This window comes from Pantoea sp. PA1, from assembly GCF_056856975.1.
The window spans coordinates 155,466-170,187 of sequence record NZ_JBXGEE010000002.1; the positions used below are offsets into that span (position 1 = coordinate 155,466).

9 protein-coding genes are annotated in these 14,722 nt (G+C 56.2%); 2 read left to right on the forward strand and 7 right to left on the reverse strand.

Annotated elements, in window-relative coordinates:
* Nucleotides 1-35: 35 nt before the first annotated feature.
* Nucleotides 36-5,567, reverse strand: a complete 5,532-nt coding sequence (locus AC1V0D_RS11525) for a glutamate synthase-related protein (RefSeq protein WP_482907439.1) — start codon at nucleotides 5,565-5,567, stop codon at nucleotides 36-38.
* 891 nt (nucleotides 5,568-6,458) lie between these two features.
* On the opposite strand from AC1V0D_RS11525, the gene arcB reads away from it, so the two are divergent.
* The gene (arcB, locus tag AC1V0D_RS11530; RefSeq protein ID WP_482907440.1) at nucleotides 6,459-8,792 is read left to right on the forward strand and encodes an aerobic respiration two-component sensor histidine kinase ArcB; all 2,334 of its coding nucleotides are present in this window, start codon (nucleotides 6,459-6,461) and stop codon (nucleotides 8,790-8,792) included.
* An 886-nt stretch (nucleotides 8,793-9,678) separates the two neighbouring features.
* A complete protein-coding gene (gene mtgA / locus AC1V0D_RS11535) occupies nucleotides 9,679-10,398 on the forward strand; it encodes a monofunctional biosynthetic peptidoglycan transglycosylase (protein WP_111208264.1) in 720 nt (239 codons plus the stop codon).
* A 2-nt stretch (nucleotides 10,399-10,400) separates the two neighbouring features.
* Here mtgA and npr read toward each other — a convergent pair whose 3' ends face one another.
* The 6 genes from npr to lptB form a co-directional block, all read right to left on the reverse strand.
* Nucleotides 10,401-10,673 carry a PTS phosphocarrier protein NPr gene (gene npr / locus AC1V0D_RS11540; protein WP_009092474.1) on the reverse strand — a complete coding sequence of 91 codons (273 nt, stop codon included), beginning with the start codon at nucleotides 10,671-10,673 and terminating at the stop codon, nucleotides 10,401-10,403.
* A complete protein-coding gene (gene rapZ, locus AC1V0D_RS11545; RefSeq protein WP_003851114.1) occupies nucleotides 10,670-11,524 on the reverse strand; it encodes an RNase adapter RapZ in 855 nt (284 codons plus the stop codon). The genes npr and rapZ overlap by 4 nt, the downstream gene beginning before the upstream one ends.
* A 47-nt stretch (nucleotides 11,525-11,571) precedes the next feature.
* Complete coding sequence (gene ptsN, locus AC1V0D_RS11550) at nucleotides 11,572-12,051, reverse strand: PTS IIA-like nitrogen regulatory protein PtsN (protein ID WP_009092473.1); 480 nt, start codon at nucleotides 12,049-12,051, stop codon at nucleotides 11,572-11,574.
* 150 nt (nucleotides 12,052-12,201) lie between these two features.
* Nucleotides 12,202-12,489, reverse strand: a complete 288-nt coding sequence (hpf, locus tag AC1V0D_RS11555) for a ribosome hibernation promoting factor (protein WP_009092471.1) — start codon at nucleotides 12,487-12,489, stop codon at nucleotides 12,202-12,204.
* A gap of 21 nt (nucleotides 12,490-12,510) precedes the next feature.
* Complete coding sequence (gene rpoN / locus AC1V0D_RS11560) at nucleotides 12,511-13,944, reverse strand: RNA polymerase factor sigma-54 (RefSeq protein WP_009092468.1); 1,434 nt, start codon at nucleotides 13,942-13,944, stop codon at nucleotides 12,511-12,513.
* Nucleotides 13,945-13,992: 48 nt separating this feature from the next.
* A complete protein-coding gene (gene lptB / locus AC1V0D_RS11565) occupies nucleotides 13,993-14,718 on the reverse strand; it encodes an LPS export ABC transporter ATP-binding protein (protein WP_009092467.1) in 726 nt (241 codons plus the stop codon).
* Nucleotides 14,719-14,722: the final 4 nt, after the last annotated feature.

A 14,722-nucleotide genomic window follows, 5' to 3' on the forward strand; every position in this document is an offset into this window, starting at 1 on the left:
GAATAACATTCAGTTCAGCCTGAACAGTGTGACTGTCAGGAGAGTTTGCCCACCGCCGCGGCGATTTCAGGCAAGGCCGCACGTGCAAACAGCTCTTCAAAATCAGGCAGATGGCCCAGCACTTCCCGGTTACAGGCATCCTGATACATGATCCAGCCATAGGTGGCCAGGCTGTCCATGGAGCGGATGTTGCGCTGCGTCAGCGCCGCTTTGTAATCTGACATGCGTTTGGAACCAATCAGACTGGCCAGTTCGTCATCGTTATACGCTTCGATGGCGGAACGGGCATGGCGCTGCAGTTTGCTGATCAGCGAAAAGTCCTCCGTCATCAGCAGATTACGCACGGCTTTTTCTACCGCCGGATCTTCAACCGCTGTCCCTTTCGGTAATTTACTCAGGGCCAGCTGCTGAGCAAAGCTCAGAACGGTGTAGTTGTTAAGCAGAACAAACATCTCCAGCGTATCGGTCGCGCCGTAGGCGGGTACCGCACCGTCAGCAATGGTCTTGCCCTGACGCCAGGCCGCTTTGAACTTCGCAACCTGATGGCCGGCCAGCGCGGTCGACAGCTCTTCGAGCAGATCTTTACGGCTTCTGGCTTTCAGGATCTCACCGCCATCCTGATAGAGCAGCAGCGAGCGCGGCATCACGTAGACAAAGTGGTGACACTCCGTTTCCCAGTTCTCCAGCAGCCAGGCAGCACGCGGTGAGTTTGTGGCCTCCAGATGCCAGTTCAGCATGGTCAGCACGGCCTGCTTATGCACCTGCGCCATCTCATCCTGATCGGCAATCGAACCGAAGCGTACTGAATCACCGGCTGCATGGCTGGCGAGCGTTCCATACGGATCATACTGATAGGCGAAGCCGCCGCTCATGCCGTTACCAAAGCCTTTACCGAAGGTGCCCAGATTTAGGATGGCACCATTGGTCATATATTCGCAGCAGAAATCTCCTACGCCTTCGACCACGGCTGTGGCTCCGGAGTTACGCACCGCGAAGCGGTCACCGGCCTGGCCCTGCACGAACAGGCGTCCACCGGTCGCGCCAAACAGCGCAAAGTTACCGATCAGCACGTTACCATCGCCATCCTGCGCGCCGCCGCCCGGCGACATGATAAACAGCTCACCGCCACACTGTCCCTTGCCGACGCCGTCGTTACAGGTGCCGTAGTGGGTCAGCTGCATGCCATCGTTGCAGAAGGCGCCAAATGACTGACCGGCTGAACCGGTGGTTGAAATTTTTACGGTCGCAGGGGCCAGATAATGGCGACCGCGGTCATCGCTCAGAACCGCAGGCATCGCCTGCAGCTGCGCCGCACTCAGCTGATGGTTCAGCATGCGTTCAATGTCGATCGCCAGCTGGCCCCCCACACTTTTGTTGCGGTTGTTCAGCACGATGCCGTTGCCCAGTGCGACATCGGTATTGCCCTGATCGACCAGCGCTGATTTCAGCTGCTCAACCCAGCCATCATCCAGCTCAAAATCTTTCTCCAGATAGACCGGTTTCTCGATCTTCAGCTCCGGCACCACGGTGAGCATGGCGCGTAAGTCGAGCTTGCCTACTTCCAGCGGGTGATCCATCAGGTGCAGCAGGTCAGCCCGGCCGCGCGCTTCACGCAGGGAACGCAGGCCCATACGCGCCAGGATCTCACGCACTTCATGGGCGACGTTGAGGAAATACTGCGCCAGCTGACGCGGATCGCCATCAAAGGCTTCGGCGTTGGTCGTCAGGCCCGCCGGGCATTTGACGTTACAGTTTTTCGCCATCACGCACTTCAGCATCATCAGCGCAGTGGTACCGAATTCGAAGCTGTCGCCGCCCAGCAGCGCGGATTTCACCACGTCGCTGCCGGTCTGCTGCGCGCCGGAGCAGCGCAGCTGCACTTTCTCACGCAGGCCGTTGGCGCAGAGCGCCTGATGAACTTCAGCGATGCCGATTTCCGCCACGCGTCCGGTGTATTTCAGACTGGTGACCGACGCAGCGCCGGTACCGCCGGTGTTACCCGCCACGTTAATGACGTCTGCGCCCGCTTTGGCCACGCCGACCGCGATGGTGCCGATCCCTTCTGAGGAGACCAGTTTGACGATCACGCGCACCCGCGCGGCTTTACAGTCGTGGATCAGCTGCGCCAGATCTTCGATGGAGTAGGTGTCGTGATGTGGCGGCGGCGAGACCAGCTCGACGCCTGGCGTACCGCCACGCGCTGCCGCAATCTCAACCGTGACTTTTGCTGCCGGTAGCTGGCCGCCTTCGCCAGGCTTCGCACCCTGACCAATCTTGATTTCCAGCTCTTCCAGCATCGGGTCCGCCAGATAGGCGGCCCAGACGCCAAAACGGCCGGACGCCAGCTGCTTAATGCGTGAGGCACGGATGGTGCCGTGACGGGAGTAGTGCTCGCCGCCTTCACCGCAGTTACTCATGCCGCCGACCATGTTGGTGCCGTGCGCCACCGCTTCATGCGCGGGGGCGACCAGCGCACCGTGACTCATCGCACCGGAGGCAAAGGTGCGGGTGATTTCGCACGCCGGCTGCACGTCGCTCAGTGGCAGAGAGGGCAGGGTGGTGAAAATACGTGACAGGTAGTCTGCCGCTTTACCGTAAGCGGTTATTTTCAGACCGCCGGTCACCACCTCGCTGCTTTCGATATCGTCGCCGAAGCGGAACTTCAGGGCGTTAGAGAGATTCTGCAGGCGCTCGTTCTCTGGCTTCAGGCCTTTGATCGCATCGGTCAGACGCAGCATAAAGTGATTCAGGCTGCCATCCACCGCTTCACACACCAGACCACGAATGGCAAAGCCGTTGTTGGTCAGTGAGTAGCGTCCCAGTTTGCGGCGGAACTCCGCTTCGCTGTCGATATGGGTCAGATCGGCCGGGAATGTCAGTATGTCACGCAGGGCCGCCGGGCGACGCTTACGCTCCTCATACATCAGGCTGGAGAACTGACGATAGTCGGCCGTGATCGCGAAGTTGTTGATCACCTCATCCGGAATACGCTCGAAGCTGCTGTCTTTAAAGGTTTCTGGCTTGATACCAAAAGCGTTATCCAGTTTTGCCAGCGTCATCAGACGGATAAAGTTATCCTCTTCGCGCGCTTTATCAGCGAAGCGAATCGGCTCTTCGGTCATATCGATAAAGGTGCGTACGGCAATCGTGCCGTAGGAGTGACCGGCACCCTCTGCGCGCTCTTTAAACAGACCCAGCAACGGTACGTCCGATTCACCCTGAATCTTCAGTGCACTCTGATGCCAGTCAACGGCCATCTGCGCGATAGCCGCGAAGCCTGCGCCACCCACCGGCGTTTTGATATTCGGGAAGTACTTTTTCAGCACCGGGTCATCGGTGTTGAGGAAGTTAGGTTCAAAGAACTCGCCGCTGCTGTAGCTTTCTACGGTACAGAGGCCCACTTTGCCCATGGTTTTCATCAGGGCTTTTTCCGCAGCTTTGGCATAGCGCTTAAAGGCTTTATTGCCTTCTTCACCCTCGCCAAATTTCTCCTCTGCGCGCATCTGTACGCCCAGCGGATAGATTGCTGACGCGCCGAAGCCCAGCGTCGCGGCAATGTGGTGCGAGGAGATGCTCTGGCCGCTTTCTACCACCAGTGACACATCAAGGCGCAGACCTTCCTGCACCAGACGCTGGTTGATAGCGGAAACCACCAGCAGCATCGGGATCGCGGCGTGCTTCGAGGAGATGTGGCGGTCGGTCAGAACGGCGATGCCGCCCTGCGTCCGGGCAAAATCCACCACCTGCTGCGCCAGGTCATCAATCGCTTTTTCCAGGGCGTTCGCGTTGGCGGTCGTGCTCAGCAGATCTTTGCCGATGACCGGCTCATAGAGCATCTCGAAGCGGGCGTAGGGGGCAACGGTCTGCTCACGCAAACGCAGCATATCGAGATGGCTGAGAATCGGTGTCGGCACCACAATCTGACGGCCTTTGCTGCGGCCCAGGTGCGGTTTCGCCCCCAGCGCCACACGCAGCGTCATGCCATCCACTTCGCGGATAGAGTCCAGCGGCGGGTTGGTAACCTGCGCAAAGCGCTGAGAGAAGTAGTGCGCCATGCCGCCTTCGTGATCGGATAAGCCGTTGATGGCGTTGCCGTAACCCATTGCGGAGATCTTCTCTGCGCCGGTGTTAAGCATCGGGTCCATCATGAACTTGAAGCTTTCCTGGTTGTAGTAGTAGGCGACAAAGCGCTGATAGGTTTTCAGATCGCCGCGATAGCGCAGCGGTGAACCCTGCTGCTCAGCCGGGATCTCCGGCAGATCGTCCAGGCCGACGCGCGCTTCACGCAGCAGGGCGGAGTAATCTTTCTCTGCGGCCAGTTTTTCCAGCGCCTGCAGCGTGGTGTAGCTGCGTTTTTCACGGTGATCGAAGTAGAGCATGCCGCCCGCTTCGATACGGCCACGACGCAGGACGCTTTCAGGAGGAAAGGCGATCTGGCCCGCTTCGGACATCGCACCGATATAGTCTGCGGTTTCGACCGAGCGCAGCGGGCGCAGGCCCAGACGGTCAAGGCGTGCGCCAATGACTTCGCCATTGCCAAAGATTAGGGCGGCAGGGCCGTCGTTCTTCTCTTCATACAGAGAGAAATACTCCAGCATGTCGCGCACCTCGGTTGACAGCGAGCTGTCGTTTTCCCAGGCGGGCGGCATCATGGAAACCACGGCGGTGATCAGATCGAGATTATCTTCCATCAGACGGCTGTGGATACTCTGATCCAGACGCGAACTGTCGGACTGCCCTTTAGGCCGCACGATCTTTTTGCCGCGCGCTAGTGCCAGGGCCGATTCGGCGATGCGGTTTTTACGATCCGTGTTCAGCTCGCCGTTGTGCGCCATCAGGCGGAACGGTTGCGCCATAGTGGTATGCGGATCGGTGTTGGTCGAGAAACGGGTGTGGAAAAAGAGCCCGCGCACCTGATGATCGGGATCGGTCAGATCTTTGAAGTAAGGAATCACTTCATTGGAGTTCAGGCGCGCTTTAAATACCTGCGTGCGCGACGACAGCGACAGCGGATAGAGCCCGCCAAATTCGCTTTCGGTAAAGGCGCGTGCTTCGATAGTTAACAGGGCGCGGTAGATACGTTGTTCGAAGTCATTCTGGTCGGCCACGTCCTGAGGCGCAGTGAAGATCCACTGCAGAATCGGTAACTGAAACTGAATGGCAGCCGGACGCGTCACGCTGCTGTCGAGCGGCATGTCGCGCTTCATGATCACCGGCAGGCCGAAACTGCTGAGGGTCTCATCCACCAGACGTTCGGCATTCGCGCGCAGCTCAGCATCTTTCGGCACAAAGAAGTTGCCGACGCCAAAGCGACCCGCTTCCAGTGGCTGGCCGGTAATCTTGCGGAAGAAATGCAGTGAAAGGTCAACGTTGACGCCTGCGCCATCGCCGACGCCTTCTGCTGACATACCGCCGCGGTGCGGCACTGTGCACAGGGCGCTGTGCGCCATCTGCAGAATCTCATGGGTCTGCTCGCCGTCCTTACGCGTAATGAAACCTACACCACAGCTGTCACTGCCTGCTGTCGGATCATACAAGCCATAGGATTGAGGTTTTTTAGTGGACATTGAGGGTCTCCTTAAACTGCTTTGACATTACCTGCACTGTTTCAGGGTCTGGGCGCAACTGAGGCGCAGCTTCATTTTCATCGCCATGCTCTGTCGAGCGCGCGTCATAGCCCTGAGCATTTCTCTCCAGACATCCGTAAAACGTCCTTTATTGAGCTGCTCTTCGATTTCCGGTCTCGTAAAGGAGATGACTTAAACCACGCGGGAGTCTTCTTGTTGCATAGATATGCCGAGACAATGGCCCGTCAGGAAAGCTTTCAGCGGATTTCCAACTTATCGGGAAAGCGTAATCAGGTCAAATAGGGCGGCCAGGCGGGCTTATCAGGCGCTTTTCTCATATAAATATATGAAAATATTGATTTTTATGGTTTAAAATGTCTCACTCTGCCACCTGGTGATCGGCCGATAAATGTGAACTGACTCACTGTAGTGCAGGCGTCATATCTCTGCACCATGCTGGTGACAGGGTGTCTGGCAGCATTAAATGCTGTCCGGCACCCCTGATACATAGCATGTATCTGTTTTTCTTATGTCGGCCTATTTGAATGAAACAGCGGTTGGTTATAAGAAAAATTAATCAGGCAGCGAATGCTTAAAACAGCATTAAAGTTGAATGAGTATTCATATAAAGGAGAGAGCCTGCGCAACAGGACGCTGCCAGGATATTGAAAAAAGGCCGTCGGGTGAAATCTGCGATTCACAGGCGGCCTTACAGATTATTCATTTGGCACAATCAGTCAAGGGATTTAACCGGTTTGTACCAAACGTCGCCGAACGGCAGGGCGGATGCACCATAAAAGCGCATTCAATCCCTCATCTTCGCGTGACGTGCTGCGACGTCCGCAGGCTAACTGCGCTATCATGGGGCTGTTTCTTTTCCAGGGAGTCGTTATGAAACAGATTCGTCTGCTGGCGCAGTACTATGTCGATTTAATGGTCAAACTTGGCCTGGTCAGGTTCTCGCTGCTGCTGGCCTCTGCGCTGGTGGTGCTGGCGATGATTGTCCAGATGGCGGTCACGATGGTATTGCGGGGGCACGTCGAGAGTATCGATGTGGTGCGCTCGGTCTTCTTTGGCCTGCTGATTACGCCCTGGGCCGTCTATTTTCTGTCGGTGGTGGTCGATCAGCTTGAGGAGTCGCGGCAGCGGCTGGCAAGGCTGGTGGATAAGCTGGAAGAGATGCGCACCCGCGACCTGGAACTCAATCAGCAGATGAAGGAAACCATCACCCAGCTGAATCAGGAGATCAGCGATCGTAAAAAAGCGGAGCTGGCGCGCGAACAGGTGATGGACAAGCTGCGCGAAGAGGTCACCCGCCGCGAACAGGCTCAGATTGAGCTGGAGCAGCAATCATCCTTCCTGCGCTCCTTCCTGGATGCGTCACCTGACCTGGTGTTCTATCGCAATATCGACAAGCAGTTCTCCGGCTGCAACCGCGCCATGGAGCTGCTGACCGGCAAAAGCGAAAAGCAGCTGATTGGCCTGACGCCGCGCGATATCTACGATGATGAAGCCGCAACCAAGGTGCTGGAAACGGACGAAAAAGTGTTCCGCCATAACGTCTCCCTGACCTATGAGCAGTGGCTGCAATATCCTGACGGGCGCAAAGCCTGTTTTGAGATCCGCAAGGTGCCCTATTACGATCGTGTCGGCAAACGCAGCGGGCTGATGGGCTTTGGCCGCGATATCACCGAGCGTAAGCGCTATCAGGACGCGTTAGAGAACGCCAGCCGGGAAAAGACCACCTTTATTTCCACTATCAGCCACGAGCTGCGTACGCCGCTTAATGGCATTGTCGGCCTGAGCCGCATCCTGCTGGATACCGATCTGAACCAGGAACAGCTGAAATACCTGAAAACCATCCACGTCTCGGCCATTACGCTGGGCAACATCTTCAACGATGTGATTGAGGTGGACAAAATCGAGCGTCGTAAAGTTCAGCTGGATAATCAGCCGCTCGACTTCACCGGTTTCCTCGCCGATTTAGAGAATCTCTCCGGCCTGCTGGCGCAGCCAAAAGGGCTGAAGTTTGTGCTCGCGCCGCAACTGCCGCTGCCTCACATGATCTCCACCGACGGAACGCGTCTGCGTCAGATTCTCTGGAACCTGATTGGTAACGCCGTGAAGTTCACCCAGCAGGGCGAGATCGTGGTGCGCGTCGCGTATGAGCAGGATGAAACACTGCGCTTTGAGGTGCAGGACTCCGGCATGGGTATCCGGCAGGAGGAGCAGGACAAGATCTTTGCGATGTACTATCAGGTTAAAGATCAGCATGGCGGGAAACCGGCGACCGGAACCGGCATCGGGCTGGCGGTTTCACGTCGTCTGGCCCATGCGATGGGGGGAGATATCCGCGTACAGAGTGCGCCCGGCCAGGGCTCATGCTTCACCGTCGAAATTAAAGCACCACGCATCGCAGAAGAAGTGATTGACGAAGGCGTCGACGACAGCCTGCCTCTGCCTGCGCTGCATGTGCTGCTGGTTGAGGATATCGAACTGAATGTGATTGTGGCGCGCTCCGTTCTGGAGAAGCTGGGATGCAGCGTGGAGGTCGCCATGACCGGCAGCGAGGCTCTGGCGATGTTTGACCCGCTGGAGTTCGATCTGGTGCTGCTGGATATTCAGCTGCCCGATATGACCGGGCTGGATGTCTCCCGTGCGATTCGCCAGCAGTATCAGGGCGCACATCTGCCTCCGCTGGTGGCGCTCACGGCCAACGTGCTGAAAGATAAAAAAGAGTATTTCGACGCCGGGATGGATGATGTGCTCAGTAAACCGCTGGCCGTGCCTGCCCTGACCGCAATGATCAAAAAATACTGGGACTATCAGGCAGAAACGGACGATGAAACGCCCGCCGTCAGCGATGACAAAATCCGGATGCTGCTGGATGTCGCAATGCTCGAACAGTATATCGAGCTGGTGGGCCCGGGGTTGATTACGCAGAGCCTGACGATGTTTGAGAAGATGATGCCGGACTATCTTGCGGTGCTGGAATCGAATCTGATGGCGCGCGATCAGAAAGGAATTGCGGAAGAGGGGCACAAAATCAAAGGCGCGGCCGGGTCCGTCGGGCTGCAGCGTTTACAGATGCTGGCGAAACAGATCCAGAGTCCGGAGCTGCCGGCGTGGTGGGACAACGTGGTTGAATGGATTGAAGAGCTGAAACATGAGTGGCGACACGATGTGCAGGTTCTGCGCGACTGGGTTGCCGGACAGGAGAAGTGAAACGGCAGAAAAAAATGACCCCAGCCGAGGCCGGGGTGCGCGAATACTGCGCCAACACCAGGGAAAATGTTGCGGCCGCTATGATTTGAATAATTAATGCAGCCGCAGGGTATTGGTTAACACTGTCATCACCTTAGCAAATTCATCTTCTCATGTGACAAGATTCATTAAAATGTGTGATGTTGAGCAGCGTTTAAACACAGAAAACATTAATTTGGCAACACAGTCAAGCAAGGAATTAATTTCCGCGTTATGTTGCTGCTATTTTAATCAGATTTACCCTTTTTCGCGTACTTTTAACGCGGCTGCGCCATGTCGCGAAGACCGTACAGCGTAAAAGCGAACCGGCAGGTTCATTTGCCCTGACAGTCCGCGTAACGCGCTGATATTGCAAGCCGGCAGCCTGAAATGAACCGAATCATCCAAAACGATTCGGAATGGCAGAAATGAATCTTAAACTTTGCGCTTTTCTGCGTCTGCCGGGTTGCGGGGCAGGGATCGAAAACCGGGTCATTTATAACAGGATTTACGCTGACCTCTGCTGTTTATTTAGACGTTATAAGAATAGTTCTGGTTAAGAGTTGAACCATTACGACAACAGAAAAAAATAACAGTTAAGGTTGATGAATGATTTAAAGCGGCGTTTATTACCCATTATTAAGTGTTTATCTGGAAAGATGCTAAGCAGTGGCAATGAATGGAACCGATTCCTTTTTTCGGAAGTCCTTGAACTATTTCGATCTGTTGCCGCATGTTGATGCAAAATAGGTGCATGAAGTCTGGAAACGCACCGTTCATTTTCACCGAAAATCGCAAAAAGGCGATTTTTCTGGCAGTGATTACATGAGTAATTGATTAACGTCTGAAACAGGTATGGGAAGATTGCATGAACAAGCATAAAGGAAGCGCCGGACGGCGTATCAGACGGATTGCCGGCCGTCTCCTGCTGGTCTGGCTGGGCGTGTGGCTGGCCGGCATTTTACTCTTTTCGTTTTTACCGGTGCCCTTCTCCGCAGTGATGGTGGAGCGACAGGTGGGGGCGTGGTTGCGCGGTGATTTCAGTTATGTGGCGCACTCAGACTGGGTCGGACATGATGAGATCTCGCCGTGGATGGGGCTGGCCGTTATCGCTTCTGAAGATCAAAAGTTTCCCACGCACTGGGGCTTTGATGTGGCGGCGATTGAATCGGTGCTGGATAACAGCGACAGCCGGATGCGCGGAGCGTCCACGCTGTCACAACAGACCGCGAAGAATCTCTTTCTCTGGGATGGTCGCAGCTGGATCCGTAAGGGGCTGGAAGCGGGTCTGACGGTGGGGATTGAGACGGTCTGGACGAAGCGGCGTATTCTGACCGTCTATCTCAATATCGCGGAGTTCGGGCCGGGCATCTTTGGTGTGGAGGCCGCATCACAGCACTATTTCCACAAACCTGCCAGCCGGCTCACTGCGGCCGATGCTGCTTTACTGGCGGCGGTCCTGCCGAATCCGATTCGTTACCGTGCCGCCGCGCCTTCAGGCTATGTCAGGTCGCGGCAGCAGTGGATACTGCGCCAGATGCGTCAGCTGGGGGGAGAGGGCTTTTTACAGCGTAATCAGCTTAACTGACCTTACTCTTCATCAAAGCCCGCTTCAAATAACTCAATGACCGCAGCCAGCGCCGGGACCTCTTCCGGCCCGCTGGCTTCAATCTCAATGTGTCCCCCTTTTGCCGAGTCGAGCATCAGCAGGGCGATCACGCTGCTGGCCTCGGCTTCGGTGCCTGCCTCGTTGCGCAGTAACACTTCGGCATCGAAGCTCTGCACCAGCTCAAACAACTTCATCGCCGGACGGGCATGCATGCCCAGCTTATTTTTGATTTCTACAGTTTGTCTGACGGTCATGATTTGCGCTTTTCCAGCGTGCGATGGCGTGACTGTACATTCTTACCGCGCGAGCGGAAATAGTCCGCCAGCTGCTCGGCGATATAGACTGAGCGGTGTTTACCGCCGGTACAGCCAATCGCCACGGTAAGATAGCTACGGTTGTTGGTCTCCAGCATCGGCAGCCAGAGTTCAAGATAGCTGCGTGTCTGGTAGATAAAATTATGCACTTCCGTGTGGCGGTCGAGGAAGGCCGCGACCGGGCGATCGAGGCCGGTCATCGGGCGCAGTTTCGGATCCCAGTGGGGATTGGGCAGAAAGCGCACGTCAAACACATAGTCCGCGTCGATAGGAATGCCATGTTTGAAACCAAAGGATTCAAATACCATGGTCAGCTCGCGTTCACGCTTGCCCAGCAGGCGGGTGCGCAGCATCTCGGCCAGCTCATGCACCGACATCTCTGACGTATCAATGATCAGATCGGCGCGCGAACGCAGCGGCTCCAGCAGATCGCTCTCTTCATCAATGGCGCTCTCCAGCGACAGATTTTTGCTGGAGAGGGGGTGCAGACGACGCGTATCGCTGTAGCGGCGAATCAGCGTGTTGCGGTCGGCGTCGAGAAACAGCAGCTGAGGTGAAAAGGAGTCGGGCAGATTATTCAGTGCGGTTTCAAAAATTTCGGGGGATTCAGGCATATTGCGCACGTCGATGCTGACCGCCGCCGAAATATTCCGCTCTGCCAGTGAGTTCGCTAACTCCGGCAGCAGCACCACCGGCAGGTTATCAACACAGTAGAACCCCATATCCTCCAGCGCACGGAGTGCCACTGACTTCCCCGAGCCTGAACGACCGCTAACGATCATCAGCACCATGACCTTCTCTCCCGTTTTAAAACCGGCACCCGGCCGGTAAAGACGCGTTACAGCTCTGTCTGGTTTTCCGTAATAATGGCATAAAGCTCTTCATCACTCTGCGCAGCGCGCAGCCGGCGGCAGACCGTTTTATCGGCCAGACGCTTTGCCACCAGTGAAAGGGTGTGCAGGTGTGTTTTGCACTGGTCAGCCGGAACCAGTAAGGCAAACAGCAGATCGACCGGCTGGTTATCAACGGCATCAAACGCAATCGGCTGTTCGAGGCTGATAAAGACCCCGACCGCGCGCAGCGTATCCTCTTCCAGCTTGCCGTGCGGGATCGCTATCCCGTTGCCGATACCGGTACTGCCCATACGCTCACGCGTCAGGATCGCTTCGAAAAGCGTCTGGTGCGGCAGGTTGAGCTGCTTAGCGGCCAGTTCGCTGATGATTTCCAGCGCACGTTTTTTGCTCTGGCAGTGTACGCCACTGCGTGTGCAGTCAGGCGAAAGCACCGTGCTCAATTCCAGTGTAAGATCGTTGTTCATTATCGTTTCACTTGCGGGTTCACCAGGCCATTCACCGCCGGCGTCTTCTGACGTGACGGAAAATGACGCCTGCCAGATGACAAAACGGGGCGGATTATCCGCCCCATCCTGTCGGCTCAGTGCGCCAGGCGCGCGTAGCCAGCATGAAGGTTAGTGTTTTTTCAGTTTATCTTTATGTTTAGTCAGCTGACGGGCGAGCTTGTCGATCAGCCCGTCAATCGCCGCGTACATATCTTCCGCTTCCGACGTGGCGTGCAGCTCGCCACCGTTAACGTGGAGTGTTGCGTCAGCCACCTGCATGACTTTCTCAACTTTCAGGACAATATAGACCTGATTGATGTGCTCAAAATAGTGTTCCAGTTTGGCAAATTTAGCACTGACGAATTCACGCAGTGGTGGCGTAATTTCAACGTGTTGCCCGGTCAGGTTCAGCTGCATAGGTCTTCCTTCTCATTTCTGTCAAACCAGCTGTTTACGCTGGTTCGATGGCGGGATGGATAAAGACTCACGATATTTTGCGACGGTACGCCGTGCCACCATGATCCCCTGATCGGACAACATGGAGGTCAGTTTACTGTCGCTCAAGGGTTTGGCTGGATTTTCCGCCGAAATTAATTTTTTCACCAGCGCACGAATCGCGGTAGAGGAGGCTTCGCCGCCCCCTTCCGTGTTGACGTGGCTGGAGAAAAAGTACTTCAGTTCAAAAATACCGCGCGGACTGTGCAGATACTTCTGCGTGGTCACGCGGGAGATAGTCGATTCGTGCATCTCAACAGCCTGAGCGATATCAGCCAGGACCATCGGGCGCATAAACTCTTCCCCCTGCTCGAAAAACGCCTGCTGCTGCTCAACGATACAGCGCGTCACTTTCAGCAGTGTATCATTGCGGCTTTCCAGACTCTTAATCAGCCAGCGTGCTTCCTGCAGGTTGCTGCGAATAAACTGCGTGTCGCTGTCGTTACGCGTGGTGCCGCCCATCGCCGCATAGTGCTGATTGATCTTCAGGCGGGGCAGGCTGTCGGCGTTGAGTTCAACCGTCCAGCGGCTGCCGACCTTGCGCACCAGCACATCGGGAATTACATATTCCGGTTCGCCGGTGTTGATCGACTGGCCGGGACGCGGGTCCAGCGACTGAATCAGCAGCATCGCCTCTTTCAGCACCTCTTCTTTGAGGCGCGTTACCCGCATCAGGCTACGGAAGTCGTGGTTGGCCAGCAGGTCGAGATGCTCACTGACAATCAGACGTGCTTCGGTCAGCATGGGCGTGTCGGGCGCATATTGTGACAGCTGAACCAGCAGGCAGTCGCGCAGATCGCGCGCACCCACGCCAATCGGGTCAAAGCGCTGGATGCGTTTCAGCACCGCTTCAACTTCATCCACCTCCAGCTCGTCATTGCCGATACTGTCGAGGATCTCCTCAAGCGAAACGGTGAGATATCCGGTGTCATCGATAGCATCGACGATAGAGGTCGCAATCGCGCGATCGGTATCACTGAACGGCGTCAGGCCGACCTGCCACATCAGATAATCCTGCAGGGACTGCGTCGTCTCACCCTGGTAGACCGGTAGCTCATCATCCTGATAGTCCGTTCCGGTGCCGGAAGGTGTGCCAGCGGTGTAGATCTCATCCCAGGTGGCATCCAGCGGCAGTTCATCGGGCATCTCTTTTTGCTCAAGCGCTTCGCGGGTATCCAGCGCCTCCGCTTCTGCAGCGTCCCGGGAGTCGATCTCGTCGTGCGGGTCCGTCTGCTCAAGCAGGGGATTACTTTCCAGCGCCAGCTGTAGCTCCTGCTGGAGTTCAAGCGTAGAGAGCTGCAGCAGACGAATCGCCTGCTGCAGTTGGGGAGTCATTGCCAGCTGTTGGCTGAACCTGAGTTGTAAGCCTTGCTTCATAGACAGGATGATAGTTCCCAGGTAAATAGCGGTCTTAACGACACCTTATCAGAGTCTGAACTCTTCACCCAAATAAACCCGCTTAACCTGCTCATCCGCAAGAATTTCATTGGGTGTGCCGTGCGCGATCAGGTGGCCCTGGCTGACGATATAAGCCCGCTCACAGACCGCTAACGTTTCACGCACGTTATGGTCGGTAATCAGCACGCCGAGGCCGCTGTCACGCAGATGCTCAATGATCTTCTTAATGTCGATAACGGAGATAGGGTCAACACCGGCAAAAGGCTCATCCAGCAGAATGAACTTCGGATTGGCGGCCAGCGCACGCGCGATCTCAACACGGCGGCGTTCGCCGCCGGAGAGGGCCTGGCCCATGCTGTCGCGCAGGTGCTCAATGTGGAACTCTTCCATCAGCTCGCGGGCGCGATCCTGGCGTTGCTCTTCGGTCAGATCGTCACGGATCTGCAGCACCGCCATCAGGTTATCGTAAACGCTGAGGCGACGGAAAATGGACGCCTCCTGCGGCAGATAGCCGATACCCCGACGCGCACGCGCATGCAGCGGCAGGATGCTGATATCTTCATCGTCAATCACGATACGGCCCGCGTCACGCGGCACGATGCCGACCACCATGTAGAACGTGGTGGTTTTACCGGCACCGTTCGGGCCCAGCAGGCCGACAATCTCGCCGGATTTCACCTGCAGACTGACATCTTCTACCACGCGACGGCCTTTGTAGGCCTTCGCCAGGTTTTCTGCGATTAATGTGGCCATAGCT